The 17,773-nt window shown below is 33.3% G+C and carries 22 protein-coding genes and 1 pseudogene; 9 read left to right on the top strand and 14 right to left on the bottom strand.

Features of this window, described 5'->3' with window-relative positions:
* Positions 1-30 precede the first annotated feature (30 nt).
* Together fabA and A9G31_RS02135 are read left to right on the top strand one after the other, a co-directional pair.
* Complete coding sequence (fabA, locus tag A9G31_RS02140; protein ID WP_034909831.1) at positions 31-552, top strand: bifunctional 3-hydroxydecanoyl-ACP dehydratase/trans-2-decenoyl-ACP isomerase; 522 nt, start codon at positions 31-33, stop codon at positions 550-552.
* 96 nt (positions 553-648) lie between these two features.
* The gene (locus A9G31_RS02135; protein ID WP_218056343.1) at positions 649-1,170 is read left to right on the top strand and encodes a thermonuclease family protein; all 522 of its coding nucleotides are present in this window, start codon (positions 649-651) and stop codon (positions 1,168-1,170) included.
* Between the two features lie 17 nt (positions 1,171-1,187).
* On the opposite strand, the gene A9G31_RS02130 is transcribed toward A9G31_RS02135, so the two are convergent.
* Positions 1,188-1,466, bottom strand: a complete 279-nt coding sequence (locus tag A9G31_RS02130) for a DUF5339 domain-containing protein (RefSeq protein ID WP_065560233.1) — start codon at positions 1,464-1,466, stop codon at positions 1,188-1,190.
* A 478-nt stretch (positions 1,467-1,944) separates the two neighbouring features.
* On the opposite strand from A9G31_RS02130, the pseudogene A9G31_RS02120 reads away from it, so the two are divergent.
* Positions 1,945-3,001 (top strand): annotated as a pseudogene (locus tag A9G31_RS02120) (IS3 family transposase).
* Between the two features lie 142 nt (positions 3,002-3,143).
* Positions 3,144-3,293 (top strand): hypothetical protein, encoded by a 150-nt coding sequence (locus A9G31_RS11940; RefSeq protein ID WP_218056342.1) that lies wholly within the window; start codon positions 3,144-3,146, stop codon positions 3,291-3,293.
* An 86-nt stretch (positions 3,294-3,379) separates the two neighbouring features.
* Here the strand turns inward: A9G31_RS11940 and A9G31_RS12170 are convergent, their stop codons facing one another.
* The 4 genes from A9G31_RS12170 to A9G31_RS02100 form a co-directional block, all read right to left on the bottom strand.
* Positions 3,380-3,535: an integrase core domain-containing protein gene (locus A9G31_RS12170; protein ID WP_141671354.1), complete on the bottom strand. Its 156-nt coding sequence runs from the start codon at positions 3,533-3,535 to the stop codon at positions 3,380-3,382.
* A gap of 336 nt (positions 3,536-3,871) precedes the next feature.
* Entirely contained in the window at positions 3,872-4,081 is a 210-nt protein-coding gene (cspE, locus tag A9G31_RS02110; RefSeq protein WP_065560231.1) for a transcription antiterminator/RNA stability regulator CspE, read from the bottom strand.
* Between the two features lie 302 nt (positions 4,082-4,383).
* Positions 4,384-5,193 carry a pyrroline-5-carboxylate reductase gene (proC, locus tag A9G31_RS02105; protein WP_065560230.1) on the bottom strand — a complete coding sequence of 270 codons (810 nt, stop codon included), beginning with the start codon at positions 5,191-5,193 and terminating at the stop codon, positions 4,384-4,386.
* A gap of 119 nt (positions 5,194-5,312) precedes the next feature.
* Complete coding sequence (locus A9G31_RS02100; RefSeq protein ID WP_065560229.1) at positions 5,313-6,254, bottom strand: type IV pilus twitching motility protein PilT; 942 nt, start codon at positions 6,252-6,254, stop codon at positions 5,313-5,315.
* Between the two features lie 37 nt (positions 6,255-6,291).
* Here A9G31_RS02100 and A9G31_RS02095 point away from each other — a divergent pair, with 37 nt between their 5' ends.
* Both A9G31_RS02095 and A9G31_RS02090 read left to right on the top strand, forming a co-directional pair.
* Entirely contained in the window at positions 6,292-6,993 is a 702-nt protein-coding gene (locus A9G31_RS02095) for a YggS family pyridoxal phosphate-dependent enzyme (protein WP_065560228.1), read from the top strand.
* Positions 6,994-7,029: 36 nt separating this feature from the next.
* Positions 7,030-7,587, top strand: a complete 558-nt coding sequence (locus A9G31_RS02090) for a YggT family protein (RefSeq protein WP_065560227.1) — start codon at positions 7,030-7,032, stop codon at positions 7,585-7,587.
* A 33-nt stretch (positions 7,588-7,620) separates the two neighbouring features.
* Here the strand turns inward: A9G31_RS02090 and A9G31_RS02085 are convergent, their stop codons facing one another.
* From A9G31_RS02085 to corA, 4 genes are all read right to left on the bottom strand, one after another.
* Entirely contained in the window at positions 7,621-8,043 is a 423-nt protein-coding gene (locus tag A9G31_RS02085) for a YcgN family cysteine cluster protein (RefSeq protein ID WP_034912894.1), read from the bottom strand.
* Positions 8,040-8,285 (bottom strand): YcgL domain-containing protein, encoded by a 246-nt coding sequence (locus tag A9G31_RS02080; RefSeq protein WP_065560226.1) that lies wholly within the window; start codon positions 8,283-8,285, stop codon positions 8,040-8,042. The genes A9G31_RS02085 and A9G31_RS02080 overlap by 4 nt, the downstream gene beginning before the upstream one ends.
* 28 nt (positions 8,286-8,313) lie before the next feature.
* The gene (locus tag A9G31_RS02075; protein ID WP_065560225.1) at positions 8,314-9,276 is read right to left on the bottom strand and encodes a glucokinase; all 963 of its coding nucleotides are present in this window, start codon (positions 9,274-9,276) and stop codon (positions 8,314-8,316) included.
* 186 nt (positions 9,277-9,462) lie between these two features.
* Positions 9,463-10,404: a magnesium/cobalt transporter CorA gene (corA, locus tag A9G31_RS02070; protein WP_034912903.1), complete on the bottom strand. Its 942-nt coding sequence runs from the start codon at positions 10,402-10,404 to the stop codon at positions 9,463-9,465.
* A 218-nt stretch (positions 10,405-10,622) separates the two neighbouring features.
* Between corA and A9G31_RS02065 the strand changes: the two genes are divergently transcribed.
* Positions 10,623-11,141 carry a single-stranded DNA-binding protein gene (locus A9G31_RS02065; RefSeq protein WP_065560224.1) on the top strand — a complete coding sequence of 173 codons (519 nt, stop codon included), beginning with the start codon at positions 10,623-10,625 and terminating at the stop codon, positions 11,139-11,141.
* A 272-nt stretch (positions 11,142-11,413) separates the two neighbouring features.
* Entirely contained in the window at positions 11,414-12,076 is a 663-nt protein-coding gene (locus A9G31_RS02060; protein WP_065560223.1) for a MarC family NAAT transporter, read from the top strand.
* A 24-nt stretch (positions 12,077-12,100) separates the two neighbouring features.
* On the opposite strand, the gene A9G31_RS02055 is transcribed toward A9G31_RS02060, so the two are convergent.
* The 5 genes from A9G31_RS02055 to A9G31_RS02035 all read right to left on the bottom strand — a co-directional run bounded on the left by A9G31_RS02055 (position 12,101) and on the right by A9G31_RS02035 (position 17,149).
* Positions 12,101-12,793, bottom strand: a complete 693-nt coding sequence (locus tag A9G31_RS02055; RefSeq protein WP_065560222.1) for a DUF2461 domain-containing protein — start codon at positions 12,791-12,793, stop codon at positions 12,101-12,103.
* A 3-nt stretch (positions 12,794-12,796) separates the two neighbouring features.
* A complete protein-coding gene (kdsB, locus tag A9G31_RS02050; protein ID WP_065560221.1) occupies positions 12,797-13,561 on the bottom strand; it encodes a 3-deoxy-manno-octulosonate cytidylyltransferase in 765 nt (254 codons plus the stop codon).
* A 17-nt stretch (positions 13,562-13,578) separates the two neighbouring features.
* Complete coding sequence (locus A9G31_RS02045) at positions 13,579-13,764, bottom strand: Trm112 family protein (RefSeq protein WP_065560220.1); 186 nt, start codon at positions 13,762-13,764, stop codon at positions 13,579-13,581.
* Entirely contained in the window at positions 13,761-14,774 is a 1,014-nt protein-coding gene (gene lpxK, locus A9G31_RS02040; protein ID WP_065560255.1) for a tetraacyldisaccharide 4'-kinase, read from the bottom strand. Before lpxK ends, A9G31_RS02045 begins: the two co-directional genes overlap by 4 nt.
* 92 nt (positions 14,775-14,866) lie before the next feature.
* Positions 14,867-17,149: a DNA internalization-related competence protein ComEC/Rec2 gene (locus tag A9G31_RS02035; protein ID WP_081299308.1), complete on the bottom strand. Its 2,283-nt coding sequence runs from the start codon at positions 17,147-17,149 to the stop codon at positions 14,867-14,869.
* Between the two features lie 359 nt (positions 17,150-17,508).
* On the opposite strand from A9G31_RS02035, the gene A9G31_RS02030 reads away from it, so the two are divergent.
* Positions 17,509-17,773 (top strand): transposase (locus A9G31_RS02030; RefSeq protein WP_141671352.1); only part of this gene is annotated, 265 nt, incomplete at its 3' end.

The raw sequence follows: 17,773 nt of genomic DNA, 5'->3' as shown, positions 1-17,773 counted from the left end.
TTTAATTTACATTAAATAAAAGGTTTTTTTATGACATTTGAACGTAAATCATCGTACGATAAAGCTGATTTAATTAAATCAGGCAATAATGAATTATTTGGTCATGATGGACCACCATTACCATCTGATTTAATGTTAATGATGGATCGTATTATTGAAATGAATGAAAACGGTGGCAACTTTGGCAAAGGTTTTGTTGAAGCTGAACTTGATATTAATCCCGATTTATGGTTTTTTAAATGTCATTTTAAAAACGATCCAGTTATGCCTGGTTGCCTAGGGCTTGATGCTATGTGGCAATTAGTTGGATTTTATTTAGGTTGGATTGGTGGTAAAGGAAAAGGCCGCGCTTTAGGTGTTGGTGAGGTAAAATTTACTGGCCAAGTACTACCAACCAATAAAAAAGTAACCTATAAAATCCATTTCAAACGTGTTATTAATCGCAAATTAATTATGGGTATCGGTGATGGTGAAGTTTTTGTTGATGGTAAGCTTATTTATCAAGCATCTGATTTAAAAGTAGGTCTATTCCAAGATACCAACGCTTTTTAATTTAAAGCTACTCATTCTGTCAGCCTTATTAAATACAAATAAGGTTGACATCATCTCTTTTTATTAAATCCATATTTAGTTATAGCATGAATAATCATGTATAATGCTACAAATTTTTATACTTTTTTATTTATAATGAATCGTTTAAAACCTTTATTGATTTGTATTATTTTATTTTTTTTATCAAACACACTAGTTTATGCTGATTTCAATGGTAAAGTTGTAAAAGTAATTGATGGCGATACAGTTGATATCTTAACTGTCAAAAAACAAAAAATCCGTGTTCGTTTGCTTGATATCGATGCGCCTGAAAGTAAACAAGCCTATGGTAATGTATCACGGAAATATTTAGCTTCACTCATTGCTGGTAAAAATGTTTTTGTTAAAGAAAACAAAAAAGATATCTATAAAAGAACCTTAGGTACTATTTTTTTAAATAAAGTTAATATCAATGCCAAAATGGTCGAAAAAGGTTATGCTTGGGCATATCGTTATAAAGGGGTAGCTAATAACAAAATGATGGTAAAATTAGAGACCAGAGCAAAACAGAACCAAATAGGACTATGGAAAGATAAACACCCAATAGCCCCATGGAATTATCGCCATAATAAACGATAAATCACCGTTGTAGGTTCTTATTTTTTAGGAATTGAAGCTTCAAGTTGTTTAAGTGAATCAATACCTAGTTTACAAGCTTCTTCTTGCTTATCTGCAGGTAGTGCAGAAATTTGTTGTTTATTGCTTTCTAGGCTTTGTTTGATCATATCTGTTTGCTGTTTAGTTGCCGCATCTTCAGGGATAGTTTTAACTAAACCGTCAATCTTATCAAAAAACGTCTTGCATGATTCAGATAAATCAGCCATAGCTCCCGAAGAAAGCCCTAAAAGCACAATAGACAATACTAATTTTTTCATTATATTTCCTTACATTTTACGTGTTAAAAACAATTTATTAAAAACAATTTATTAAAAATAATTTATTAAAAATAATAAATTGAATACTATGGAATAGCTCAAACATGATAAGAAATTTTATAAAAAAAATCTATATATTTTACTTTATTCATTTACGATAAAAATATTTTTGTTTTGTTAAAGAAAAATAAGAAAGATATCCGTAAAAAGAAACTTATGTAGTATATTTTTAATAAAGTGAATATCGACACAAACGGGGTTAACAACAAAATGATAATATAACAAGGAATAATGTCTAAAAAAAAGACTATGAAAAAATAAATATCCAATAGCTCTTTAGGATTTTTGTCATAATTGCTGTTAGATTTAGCATAAACCTTTGTAACTATCCCCTAAAATAGTACAGCAAAAAAGTAGAAAATTCTCTATGATAAAAGTAAAAGGGGATTTAATTATGAAAAAAATTACTGAACATTAAATCGTAGCTATTTTAAAAGAAGGAGAAGCGGGTATTCCCGTTAAAGAACTGTGCCGTAAATATGACATGGGTAATTCAACTTTTATAAATGGCGAGAAAAATACGGCGGAATGGAAACTTCGGATATCAAATGCTTAAAGGAGCTGGAGTCTGAAAATCGCAAGCTTAAGCAGATGTTTGCCGAACTGAGCTTAAAATCCCAGCTTCAGGAAGAAATCATAAAAAAGCTGTAATGCCCACAAAAGTACGTAAAACGAAGGCACATCAACTACAACAAAATCATTCGGTTACCATTGCTATGAGTTGTGCCATTGTTGGCTTAAGTCGTTGTGCTTACTATTATCAACCTAAGTTACTGGATGATTCGGTGATTATTTCGGTGTTAAATGCTATCACAGACCGGCATTTACGCTGGGGCTTTCCTAAATGCTTTAATCGTATCAGAAAGCTCGGCTATAAATGGAATCATAAACGGGTGTATCGGGTGTATTGCCAATTAAAGCTTAATCTCAGGATAAAGCGTAAAAAACGTATTCCTCCACGATGCCCGGAAAGGTTATTAGTCCCCAATAAACAAGGTGAATGTTGGTCAATGGATTTTATGAGTGACAGTAGCCGTAATCAACGTCGCTTTAGGACATTCAATGTCATCGATGACTTTAATCGTGAGGCGTTAGGGATTGATATTGCAGTAAGCTTACCAGCAGGAAGGATTACCCGTTACTTAGATAAACTGGCCGAATATCATGGGTATCCATTAAAAATACGGGTCGATAATGGGCCAGAATTTACAGGAAAAACCTTTATAAACTGGGCTAAATCACATAATATAACCATTGATTATATCCAGCCCGGTAGCCCTTATCAAAATGGCTATATTGAACGATTTAATCGTACCTATCGTACTGAAGTACTCGATTTATATCTTTTTAACAACTTAGCACAATCAAGGAGAATAACCGAAGAATGGTTAACGATTTATAACACCGAAAGACCGCATGAGGCATTAAATAACATGACACCGATTGAGTATAAAACACTAAAACAAGCAGCATGATTTTCTATGTAAGTTGTGTACTAGGTTTGGGGTATTTACACAACAATGATGCTTGGTATGGGCTATGCTTTAACACAATCAATTCTGGCAGGTAGAGCACTTGATCTTGTTGTAGAAAAACAAAGGGCTATTATCAGGAATTGTGGGTGTTGCTATATTTGGTGGCGGAGGAGTAGGAACGTATTTAGGTAGTATTTTACTTAGTATAGTTGAATACCAAACACTATTCTTAATTTATATCTGTTTTGCCTTTATCCCATTGCTTATTATGTTAAAAAATCGAGATATTTAATTTAATAGATAGGTTAGAGATTTGGCTAAAATATATGACTCTTTGAGTTTTAATAAATCATAATGTGTAGGAAAACGCCGAATTGTTTACACTTCATGGTTAAAATAATCTTCTAAAAACTCATAAGACGTTTTCCCTGAAATCGCTTTATGTGGTTTAATGGTATTATAAAAATTAATAAAGCGTTTCAGTTTTTGTTTTCTATCTTGTGAATCGCTAAATATATGCTGATTATGCCACATCCCAATTCAAAGTTCGTATCACTCTTTCGGCTTTCCCATTCGTTTGTGGGAAGGCAGGTTTGGTGAATTTTTGATTAATACGATGGTTATTACACGTTTTTCCAAATCAGTGATTGTTATTTTTTCTTTATGATATAAGCGTTATATCTCTTGTCTGTGTAAGGGGTTAGTTTTGTTTTTTATGTATATTTATTACAGTAGTTTCTCAAAATTACTGTAAACAATGCTAGTAAATCCTACAAATTAAATATTATAAAATAACTAGGATTTAATAAAAAATTTTAGGATGGAAATACATGAATCTTACCAGCAAATGCTGATAAGATAATAAAAGAATTAGATTACACTAACATCTGTAGCTGAAGGACCTCGAGGGCTATCTTGAATAGAAAACTCTACTTGTTGACCTTCACCTAATGTTTTGAATCCATCGCCGGAAATTGCAGAGAAATGTACAAATACATCTTTGCTACCATCAGCGGGAGAAATGAAACCAAAACCTTTACTTTCGTTAAACCATTTTACTTGACCAGTTTTCTTAGACATAATAATCTTCCTATAAATAAATTAACTTTAGCCCCCAAAGGGCTTATTCAAAAACATAAAACCTAGATTACTTATTAACACTAAGAAGAATATACTAAAGAAAACTAATCTCTAAGACATAGTAAACTACAAACTACATATATCGAAATGTTACAAAATAAATCCGCATGTCGTATGCTTGTTTCTATTTACTCATAATTAGTTTACTAATGCAAGCAATCTTTTTAAAAGATTGCTTATTACATCAGTAAAAATAATTCATAACGCTAACTTAAAGATATAACATTATGAATTTTATAACATTAATCTTTTGCCATTATTTGAGATTTTTTTATCGTTGCTTCCACTGCATCAATAACAGCCGATCTAAACCCTTTGGCTTCAAGTATTTGCACTCCTTCAATGGTTGTACCAGCAGGTGAGCAGACCATATCTTTTAACTCCCCGGGATGTTTACCTGTTTCTAATAATAGTTTTGCCGCTCCTAAAACTGCTTGGGCAGCAAACTTGTAAGCTTGTTTTCTTGATAATCCGCCTTTAACCGCGCCATCTGCTAGTGCTTCAATAAACATAAACACAAAAGCGGGGGAAGAGCCACTTGCGCCAATAACTGCGTCAATTAAAACTTCAGGAACAACTTCCGTTTCACCAATACAATTTAACAATTGTTGAACAATAGACAATTCTTCATCGGTAATTTCGGTATTAGGGGTAATTGAACACATAGCAGCATTAACAAGTGCTGGTGTATTTGGCATAACACGAACAATTTTTTGTTCATAACCCACACATTTGGCAATTGTTTTAATATTAACACCCGCTGCAATTGAAATTACAATGGTATTTTTCTTTAATTCTTTTTGAATATCAATAAGTACATCAACAATCACATTAGGCTTAACTGCGATAAACACTATATCTGCTTCACGAGCAACATCTCTCGCTGAATCGAGATTATTAACTGAGTAAGTTTGATTAAGAACTTGACCTTTTTCCAGATGAGGGTCAAAAACATAAATTTGTGTTCCTTGCACAATATTACTACCCAAAATACCTTGCAATATGGCATTACCCATGTTACCTAATCCAATAAAACCAATTCGTTGTTCCATTTTCAGCCTCTTTTGCAAAAGATTATTTAAAAAGATTATAATTGATTTTATATATAAATCTCAAAATTTTATATTCTAAGAAATTATTCAATTACTTTTATAAAAAATTGCAGATTATATTAACAGTCCGGCATTACTTGCATACCATATTGTTGCCCATTTTGCATAAGGGAAAATATTTGCTTAATTTTACCTTCACTGATTAAATTGCTAACGGCTGATGTATTTATAAGCACTTCAAATAATGCTTTACGTCCATTTTCAACAGGTATTAATTTTTGATTTATAATAGCTTTTAAACTATTGGAAAGTTGCGAGCGAATAAAATCTCGTGAGCCGTATTCAAATACATCAATAATACGATTAATGGTCTGAATAGCAGAACTAGTATGTAAAGTAGCAAAAACTAAATGACCTGTTTCAGCAGCCGTTAATGCGGCTTGAATTGAATGTTTATTGCGTAGTTCTCCTAGCAATATGATATCAGGATCTTGTCTTAAAAGACTATCGATAGCGCTTGTAAAATTTATCACCTCGCATTGCTGAATTAACGATTTATCATTTTGGTAAATATACTCAATCGGATCTTCTAAGGTAATAATATGCTTAGCTACTGTTGAATTTATGTATTGAATTAATGACGCCAAAGTCGTTGTTTTACCACTTCCTGTTGCACCTGTGACAAGAATAATTCCCGACTCAATTACGGCTAGATCCTTAAAAATATTGGGGGCATTAATTTCCGAAAGAGTAGGTATCCGATGATTAATAATGCGAAACACAGCAGAAATGCCACGCTGTTGATAAAAAATATTTACTCTAAATCGCCCTACTTCAACCAAATGATATATAAGATCTATTTGTCCACTTTTTTTTAAGACATCAATTTGTGGTTGTTCCAATAAATTGAGTAATTCAATTTCAAGTTCTACCGGAGATAATTTGTCTTCAGACAAAAACTTTAATTGCCCATTAACTCGAATGCATGGTGCTTCACCACTTGAAAGGTGCAAATCGGATGCTTTTTGCGTTACACTAAGCGACAACATCGATTTTAACATTATATTTTACCTATTAGTTTATTAATTGGGAATTAACATGAATACAGTACGTGACAATTTACTTACTATAAAAAGCACAATTCAAGAAATAGCACAAAAATGCGAACGAGATCCCAATACAATCGAACTTATTGCGGTCAGTAAAACAAAACCAGTAACCTTAATCAAACAAGCGATAGATGCAGGTCAACTATCTTTTGGTGAAAACTATGTTCAAGAAGGCGTTGAAAAAATCCAGTATTTTAAACAAACTCTCCCCAATACTTTATTAACTTGGCATTTTATTGGTCCATTACAATCGAACAAAAGCAAATTAGTCGCCGAACACTTTGATTGGATGCATACCATTGATCGATTTAAAATTGCTCAACGTTTAAATGATCAGCGCCCAGCTAATATGGAAAACTTAAATGTACTTATTCAAGTTAATATTAGTAAAGAAGCCAGCAAGTCGGGGGTTTATCCTGAACAAGTTGCTGATTTAGCAAAACAAATTATAACACTACCCAATTTAAATTTACGTGGATTAATGGCGATCCCTGAAATTGAAAATGATTTTGACAAACAACTAAACGTCTTTAACAAAATGCACGAACTTTTGCGTTCTTTACAAACTGATTATCCATTTATGGATACATTATCCATGGGCATGAGTGGCGACATGCAAGCTGCTATTGTTGCTGGTAGCACTATGGTTAGAATAGGTACAGCGATCTTTGGAGCAAGGCAGTATTTGTGATATATTGCCCTAATAGTTTATTTTAAGGAGTCTTAAATGACATCGCTTTATTTTCTAGGTAATACCATCTTAACGGTATGTCTCTATGTTTTAATTTTGCGTTTATGGATGCAACGTGTGCGTGTAAATTTCTATAACCCATTTACCCAATTTATCGTACGAATAACTCAACCTATTATCGGTCCATTACGCAAAGTCATCCCATCTATTAAGCAAATTGATACCGCTACATGGGTTCTTTTATATTTTGTTGCCGTCATTAAAATTATTTTTATTTCCTACTATGGAATGATTAATGAATCAATTTGGACTAGTAAATACCTACTTTATGCTATTGCTGTCATAGCTCATGCGTTTGGGCATTTATTATTCTGGTTATTACTATTTCGAGCAATTCTAAGTTGGGTTAGCCGTGGACAATCAAACGCGGATGAATTACTTGCTCAGTTAACTGAACCACTTATAGCACCAATTCGCCGTATTGTGCCACCGCTTGGAATGATTGATATCTCATTTATGATTTTTGTATTTATTTTAATGTTTTTAAATATGCTTGCTGTTGATGTATTTGGATATTTATGGCTGATACTTTAAACTCAAATCAAAAGGGAGCAGTAGCTCCCTATTTTAAATAATATGGTCTTCCCAACAAATCACATCTTTTTCATAAACAATCCGATTTTTAACCGATATCTTCAGCTTATGCATAAGCTTTTTATTACCCGTAATAAGCGGATGCCAATGAGGCAACTGCCCTGTTTCAGAAAAATAACGATAGGTACAGGTTAAAGGTAACCATTCAATGGTAAGGAGGTTATCACGAGTTAACTTGATACAATCGGGTTCATAATCAAAACGTCTATTATAATGTTTACATTGACAAGTATTGGAATCAAGCAAATTACAAGCAACATTAGTATATAAGATCTCGTCTGTATCTTCGTCCATCAATTTATTTAAGCAACATTGACCACAACCATCACAGAGCTGTTCCCATTCTTCATCACTCATCTGAGCTAATGTCTTATATTCCCAAAATGGCTCAATCATACTTTGAAATCATCTTCTTTTAGCATTTGTAAGAAAAATCCATCAGTTTTAATCTTTTCTTCTATTTCAGTGGCGGTACCAACTACAAATTTTCGTTTACCGTCAAGTAATACTTTCATGACAAAAACAGGTGAACCAAAAATAGACATTACTTTTTCAGGAATCGTTGAAAAATCATTTTCATGTTCCATATATAGGTAGCAGTTCTCTTTTTTGGTACTTCGGTAAATATAACACCACATTATAGAATAAAACCTTTACTCATTAATACTATTTATTAAGACAATTTTGTAAATAAACACCTGCACCAAACAAGCCTGGATCTTCATGTGTTATTACATAAACAGGAATTTTTTTGACTAAATAGGACATACGACCTTTATGTTCAAAAGCATCTCTAAATGGAGATGTTTTAAAAAATTCGATAAAGCGTGGCACAATACCACCAGCAATATAAACGCCACCTTGTGTATTAAGTGTTAATGCCAAATTACCACCAAAACGCCCCATAAAAGTACAAAAATAGGTTAAAGTTTGTAAGCAAAGTGGACAACTTTTAGATAGCGCTTTCTCAACAATAATGTCGGGTGTAATCTCTATTACTGGTTGATTATTAATTTGTAACAACGCTTGATAAATATTAACAATACCACTGCCTGACAAAAACCGCTCGGCAGAAACACGTCCAAATTTTTTGCGAAGTTGCACTAAAATACGGTCTTCATCATCACTTATCATTGGAAGCTCTGTATGCCCACCTTCTCCTGACAAACTAATCCAACGCCCATTTACTTTAATTAAATGTGATACTCCAAGTCCTGTACCTGCACCATAAATTGCAATCGGGTAATCTAAATCAGGTTCATCACCACCAATCTGAACAAGATCTTGTTTAGATAATTTAGGAATTGAAGTTGATACTGCTGTAAAGTCATTAATTACTTCTAGTTTTTCAAGATCAAGTGCCTTAACTAGTTCAGAACGTGAAAATGACAAATTATTATTTGTCATACTAATTATATCTTCATCACTAATAGGACATGCAATTGCAATACAAGCCATTTTAACGGTAACCGCTTGGGCTTGTAAGTAATTCTTAATTAATTTTAGCAATACATCATCCTTTGCAATAAGAACTTTAGTTATTGCTGATAGTTCATTTGTAGCCAAATTATAAAGCGCAAATCGAGCATTAGTTCCACCAATATCGGTGACAAGTGCATATTGATTCATGTTACTTCCTTTATGATAAATTAATTCTTTTAGTTAAAATAATAAGTTTTATCCATCAATTAATGAAAATATATTGCTGATATTAATAATTATTTATATTAAATTATCCTAAGCGGTTAGAGAGATAAGAATTTCATCTAATATATTAAAAACTATCTAATAAAAACTCAAATTAAATCAATAAATCTACAACCACTTTTTAAGTTTAAAATAAATATAAGGAGCGACACCTGCTAGCAACATCAATAGTAATGAAAATGGATAACCATATTCCCATTTTAATTCTGGCATAAATTCAAAATTCATACCATAAGCTGAAGCAACTACTGTTGGGGGTAAAAACACAACAGATACAACCGAGAAAATTTTGATAATTCGACTCTGTTCAATATTGATAAAACTGGTTGCGGCTTGCATTAAAAAGTTTACTTTTTGGAATAATGACTCATTATGTGGAACAAGCGATTCAATATCGCGAATAACTTCACGAGCTTGTTCTAGTTGATCTACTGGCATTTTAGCTCGACGAACTAAATAGTTAACCGCACGTTGACTATCCATCAAACAAAGGCGAACTTTCCACGCGGTATCTTCAAGTTCTGCCAACGAGGTAATAGCTTCATCGTAATGCTCTTGAGCTGAGCGATCCATAATAATTAAACTTAATTCTTCGAGCTCACTGTAGATATTTTCAATTTGATCTGCTAACTGCTCAACTTTAACTTCAAATAAATCAAGTAACACTTCATAAGGATTTCCATCGTTCATTCCTTGATAGCGCGATCGCATGCGATACAAACGAAATGCTGGTAAATCTCGCTCACGTAGTGTAAACAAACGACCATTATGCACTGTAAAAGCTACTGTTGAGTTGCCTGCACGATCTTCAGCATCTTCATAAAAAAAGAAAGAGTGGACATGTAAACCTTCGTTATCTTCAAAAAAACGAGCTGACGCTTCAATATCGTCAAGTTCAATACTAGTTGCTAAGTTTTGTCCTAAATGCGTTAAAACAAAATCTCGATCAGCTTCCTCTGGTTCAATTAAATCAATCCAAGTTGCATTATTTATATCGCCTTCATTAATTTTTACTAACTGTTTGTTTTTTAATCCAAACGCATTAATCATAAGGCCTCCTATAGAAAAAATCTTTTAGAACATCACATTAACAAATGCTTGGCATTATACTCGCTATAGCAACAAATTCCTATGTTTAAACCTATCTTTCTATATCATTTATAAAATGAGCGCAAAATTCCATTATTGAATTAAATTCGCTGATATTACTACAGTCTCATGTTACAATATGTAGCTTAAAATACTTATGTCATGTTTAGGAGTTAATAATGGCCAGTAGAGGAATAAATAAAGTCATTTTAGTTGGTAATTTAGGTCAAGATCCCGAAGTTCGTTACATGCCTAATGGTAATGCTGTTGCGAATATTAGCATTGCAACATCGGAAACATGGAAGGATAAACAAACTAATGAAAATCGTGAACGCACTGAATGGCATCGCGTTGTTATATTCGGCAAATTAGCTGAAATTGCAGGCGAATACTTAAAAAAAGGATCCCAAATTTATATTGAAGGGCAATTACAAACTCGAAAATGGCAAGATCAGTCAGGACAAGATCGTTACACAACAGAAGTTGTAATTAACCCTATTGGTGGTACTTTACAAATTTTAGGATCACGAAATGGTGGTGAAAATATGGGAGATAGCTCACAAAATTGGGGACAAAGTGCTAATAATTCTTCATCAGCACCAATGGCTCAGTCTCGTCCTACAACACAAAATGCGCCAGCACAGCCTGCAGCAACCCCAGAACCGCCGATGGATTTTGATGATGATATTCCATTCTGATTAGAAGTCCTATTTGATTAAATGAAAGGAGTATAATATTACTCCTTTCAAACTTTAACTTGATATCACATTTTATCTACTAATTTATAAGAATTATTCAGATTTAGTATTATTTTTACTAATATTAGACCTATAATTATCAGCGTAGAACCTGCAATTTTTTCAAACATGGTAATAAAATCCGATACCCAATTACAACCACCTCCATATATCATTTTTTGATTATTTCAATTATACTTAGCTACAAATTTTGTTGGACTTAAAATAAATCTATGTTGGAACTTATACAAACTGTCGGCTTTGGTTTAATTTTATTTATTCCTTTAACGAATCCTTTAACCACTGTGGTACTGTTATTGGGTCTATCTGGGGATATGACCAATGAAGAACGGAATTACCAATCAAAATTGACCTGTATTTATGTGTTTATAATTATGGTTGTATCGTTTTATTGTGGGCAACTAGTGATGAGCACATTTGGCATATCGATTCCCGGATTACGTATTGCTGGTGGCATGATTGTTGGCGTTATTGGTTTTAGAATGTTATTTCCACAACAACCATCACACAAAACGCTTGAAGCAGATGCAAAAAAGAAAGAGATCTCAAATAATATTGCTTTTGTTCCTCTCGCTATGCCAAGTACAGCAGGACCCGGAACTATAGCAATGATAATAAGCATGTCATCAACAGTAAAAAGTGGTGGTTATGACGTTTCAACTTGGGTTGTTTATACTGCTTCGATTTTAGTGCCTTTATTGTTATGTATTATCCTTTGGTTTTGCATGCGCAGTGCAGGTAGCATAATGCGCTTTATGGGGAAAAGTGGCATTGAAGCCACTTCAAGAATTATGGGCTTTTTATTAGTTTGTGTTGGAACACAATTTATAATTAATGGTGTGAAAGAAATTATATTAAATTTCCCTAATATCTAATATAAAAACATAAACTCAATAAAGCTAAAGCATTGGTATATTTTTAATCATTTCCACTCGCATTAAATAATCGTAGAGTGGAACGAGTTGTTTAAATCCTTTAATTAATTTTTTGGGTAAGTCACTATTTAACACGTCTTCAATATGATTACTTGTTACCATAACTGCGAGATTTTTTCGGTTATACCATGTTGCAATTTTGGCATCCTGCTCTTTGATTAAAGGACGTTTATAGCTTTCACCAACAAGTTCAAATGGTTTTTTGACACAACGTGTCATGGTCAAAAACTTCTTAGTATCGTTAATAATCTCATCTCGAAAAATATCCATCGTCTGTTTTGACGAACAATAATAGCCAAGTCCATATTGATAACTACTAGGGCTAATTTCAAAAAAATAAGCAGGCGCTTCTTTCCAATCTTTATTTGGTCGTTTAAATGTCAACCATAGTCGGCTACGATAAAGTGATTTATCATTTGAAAAACGAGTATCTCGATGTATACGTGAAATCGTTTTACCAATAGCAGGACGAGTTTCAAACCACTCATCAATTTTGAGCATCTCTGGTGTTAATTGTTCAACCAAAAGCCTAAACGGTTTAACTAAATCGTTATCATAAATAGCACGATGCTCTTCAAACCACGGTTTGCTGTTTTTAATCCAAGCGTCTTGTAAAAAATTAAGTCCAGCTTGGCTAAAGCCAGTAAAGTTTGCCATTGCTTACTCCTTAAATAACGCTCTTACTTTTTCTAAATCTTCGAAAGTGTCGACACCAATTGCAGGAGGTTGTTTTGCCACAGCGACATGAATTTTTTCACCGTACCAAAGTACTCTTAATTGCTCTAACATCTCAATTTGTTCAAGCGTTGATGGCGCCCATTTAATGTATTGACGAATAAAGCCAGCACGGTAAGCATAAATACCAATATGACGGAGATAAAAATCACCGATACTCGATGGTTTTAACTGTTCAGCTGATTTCGCAAAACGATCGCGTTCCCAAGGAATGGTTGCACGAGAAAAATAAAGCGCATAACCATCTTTATCAGTCACAACTTTAACAGCACCCGTATTAAATGCTTCTTCAACAGAATCAATTGGTACTGCTAATGTTGCCATTCCCGTTTTATATTGCACTAAATTTTCAGCCACTTGGTGAATAATAACAGGCGGAATTAAGGGTTCATCGCCCTGTACATTCACAATAATTTCATCATCAGCAAATTGATAGGCATTAATGACCTCTGCTAACCTTTCAGTGCCTGAATTATGCTTATCACTTGTCAGAATGACTTCACCACCATACTCCTTGACTACCTCATAAACTTGTTGATGATCTGTGGCAATAATCACTCGATTGGCTGATGATTTTTTTGCTTGCTCCATCACACGAACAATCATTGGTTTACCATGAATATCCGCTAGTGGCTTACCAGGTAAACGGCTCGAAGCATACCTAGCGGGAATAATAACCGAAAAGTTCATAATTAAGACCTTATTATTTATTCTTGAATACATTCAGATTGGTTAAGTGGTTTAGCTTCACATTCTAACAACACCGGAATATTATCTTTAACTGTATAAACTAAATTATCTGTATGACAAATTAACTGCTGATTAGTAGCATTATATTGCAATTGACCATGGCATTTAGGACAAGCAAGTGCGTTTAATAGGATATCTTTCATTTTTTCTTCTCTTTGGATTTTGTCTCAGCTAGTAATAAACAGATTTGATCAATAACTTGCACAGGTATTACCGCATCGATGGGCAGATACCACCAATTTTGTTGAGCAAATTGTCTACATTTAACTGCATCTTTTTCAGTCATTAAAAGTGTTTGTTTATTACGTGCTACATTGTTTAACAACGGTAAAGTAAATTTTTGATGATCGGCAAAAGAAACGGTTTCAACCACATCCGCTTGCAATTTACTTAACATATCAAAAAAACGTTTTGGATTACTAATACCAGCAATAGCACATATATTTGACAACGAAGATAACGCTCTTTTTTCTTGAGTAAGTAAATTCACTGCATACAGGGGCATTAATTGCATAGTAAAGGTTTTATTAGGATACTGCTGCGCTAAATTATTTACACTATCACCATTGATGACAATAAGATCAACCGATTTTAACCGACTATCACGCTCTCGCATTGGCCCTGCCGGCATACACCATCCATTACCAAATAGGCGCTTTCCATCAATCACCACCACTTCAATATCACGCGCTAAAGCATAATGTTGTAAACCATCATCAGTCAAAATAACATCTAACTGGTACTGCTTTAATAACGCTTGAACAGCGTCAGAGCGGTGTGGAGATACAGCAATAGGCACATTAGTACGTTGATAAATAAGTACAGGTTCATCACCTGCTTGTTCGGTTGTTGTTGTTTTATCTAAAATAAGAGGATAATTGTCAGACTTACCACCATAGCCTCGCGAAACCACGCCAACTTTCAATCCTTTTTGTTTTAGTGATTCAATTAAACCAACAACTAGCGGCGTTTTACCATTACCACCAACGGATAAATTGCCAATAACAATAATAGGCACAGGTGAATGCCAAGATTTTAAAATACCAACTTGATATAAAAAGCGACGGAAAATAGCAATTAAACCATATAATAAGGAAAATGGTATGAATAACCAAAATAAACGATTTTTACCATACCACAGTTTTTCAATCATAACTTTAACATCACTCAATTACATTTAGTAAAATTGTTTTATATCTCAATATAACAATTATTATAGTTGCCTATAGCAAACGATAGCCTATTTTACTCATAATTTGGTAAACTACCAAACCAATCATGATACCATCTAGGTTTAATTTCACCTCGCATAGTTTTTAGCTTCCATGTTTGTTTATCAAAAAAAAGACTTATTTGACCTGTTCTAGCAGTAACATAATAGTCTAATTGTAAATCTTTATACTTTGCCATTACCTTATTGGAGGGGAGTTTCCAAGGATTATAACGAGATGTAGACGCCAAAGACTTTACTGGTTTAACATGATTTAAAAATGTATAACTTGACGATGTACTACTACCATGATGGGGGATTTGTAAAATAGTGGATGTTAGCTGATTTCGATATTTAGTAACTAACTGATATTCCTGATTACGTTCTAGATCCCCAGTTAACAATACAGAAAAATGTCCATCGGTAACTTGTACCACACAGGAATCCTTATTTTGAGCATCGCTAACCAGCTGATTAGGCCACAGCACATTAAACGTCAGATCATTCCAAATAACACTATTACCCGCTAAGCATTGATAATCATTATTAAAATCAGAAGACGAACTCATTAACCATGCTTTAGGGTAAATAAGTTGAAGTAATTTCAAACCGCCAACATGATCATTATGTTGATGACTAATAATAATACCTTGTACATTCAAATTATGCCATTGTAGAAAAGGAATAATAACCCTTTCCATAGCGGAACTTTTTTCCCACTTAGCCCCTGTATCATACAAAATTGCAGACTTACCATCATGGATAACGATAGCTAATCCATGACCTACATCTAACATGTCTAACCGCCAACGATAGTGTTGCTGTTTAAAAAAAGGGGTAACCAGTATCATCAAAATTATGAGCAAAGTAATGCTAAAGCGTTGCCAAACTCCTGTACGGATTATCACTACAGTTAACCAACCTAAAAGACCTAATAAATAAAAATCTGAAGGGATGTTAATCCATAATTGATTAAGCCAATTTAAACTCAAAAATAGCCATTCTAGAGATTTATCAGCAATTAGCCAAAACCATAAGGCAATAGAAAAACAATCAAAAATACTAAATATTAACGCCAATAAAATGGTAGGAAATGTAACTAATGAAATAACAGGAATTGCAATTAGATTTGTTAAAATCGAAACTCCACTAACACCTTGAAAAACAAAAAACTGAATAGGAAGCAGCAATAAGGTTAACCCACACTGCAAATACAATATCCTAATTATATACCAACGTTTTTTATGCCTTACTGCTTTGGAAAGCGGCACCCAATCATGCAAAAAAATTAAAGTTATTATTGCATAGCAAGATAACCAAAAACTTTCAGATAAAATCATCAATGGATCAAATAATAATAACAACGCAATGATCCGATTGATTTTTTGCCATGAACTTATTTTATATTTTTTATAACGAAAATAGATCCAAATTGACAAAGCAACCATAGCTCGCAAAGTAGGCGGATTAAAACCTGTTAACCATGCATAAAAAAATGCACATAACCACCCTATTATAATTGGTACAAAAAAATAGATAAAACGCTTTGGAATAAAAAACAGTATAGCTTTAGCCAAAAAGCAACTAAGCCCATAAACAACTAAAATATGCATACCAGATATAGCCATTAAATGAGCAATACCTGTTTGCATCATTACCATACGATGCTCGTCATCTAATTGAGAACGATCACCAAAAGCAAGAGCTAGCAAAATACCTTTATAACTAAATAAATCGATATAAGGTAGAGCCAAATTAGTAATATATTGTCTTAAGTCAGATTTATTATTTAACAACTTGGCATCAACCAATTTAGCCGATAATAAACTACGGTTTGCTATCGAAAAGCGTTGGCTATCAAATCCTCCATCATTTAAATACCCATGTACAACTTTTGTTTTTAGTGTCAATTGCCAAATTTCCCCAGATTTAGGGGGATCTAACCTATCCCAGTAAACCGAAATCGGAATATCCTTTGCAAGCGTAACATCTGAAATGGAAAAAATAGAAAATGGCATGTAATAAGGTTCGTTGGCCGTTGCTGCCTGATGAGTATTGATATTAACTACTTTGGCGTGAACAACTAGCGTTTTATCAATATAGGGAGAAATGTTGGATAAATATTGCTTAGAATAAGCAGTTGACCACAAAAAACCTAAACTAAATACAACAAAAACAGATAAATACCAACGAAAGTTAACAGGAACGATTAACACAACTAAAAACAAGATAAAAGCAAGTAAATACCAATATAGATCAGACAATAAATGTGGCAAAAATAGTAATGGTAAACAACCTAATGAAAACATTATAGCCATTAAATCCAAAGAACAAATTTTCTGCACTAATACTTACCATCTTTATATTAAACAATATAAGCCTATCACTTGATATCATAAAAAAATAATTGATGTTGAATTTTTCGATCTTTGTTCCATTTTAATTATTAATCTTAATGAAATTTACTGAAATTATTCGGAATATTGCATATTTAAAAAGAGGGAGTTAACGACTTAAATCAACATAACGTTGACTGGTTTTTCCTTAATGATAAATGGTAAAGATTGTTTAAATAAGTAAGTACGACTAGGGCGTGTTGATCTTTCATGATTATTTTTTAGACGGCATGATGTGAGTTATAATAATTCAGCCAAAAACAACCATAACTCGATTCATCATGCCAAGAACAATGCTAACAGATAAACGGTGGGAAAAGCTACTACAAATAATGAAAAATACCGGCCGAGTTTATAATAAATCCGAGCATCGGATGACGTTTGAAGGGATCCTTTTCCGAATGAGAACCGGTATTCCTTGGCGAGATTTGCCAGAAGAGTTTGGTGAATGGAGCACTGTCTATAGGCGATTTAATTTGTGGTCTAAAAAAGGAATATTAGTTGATATTTTCAAACATTTATCACAACTAGCGGATTTTGAATGGG

It is taken from the genome of Gilliamella sp. Gris1-4 (assembly GCF_001690335.1).
Classification (GTDB): Bacteria; Pseudomonadota; Gammaproteobacteria; order Enterobacterales; family Orbaceae; genus Gilliamella; species Gilliamella apicola_P.
Note: the sequence above shows the minus strand (reverse complement) of the source record. Positions and strands in the feature narration are given on the sequence as shown.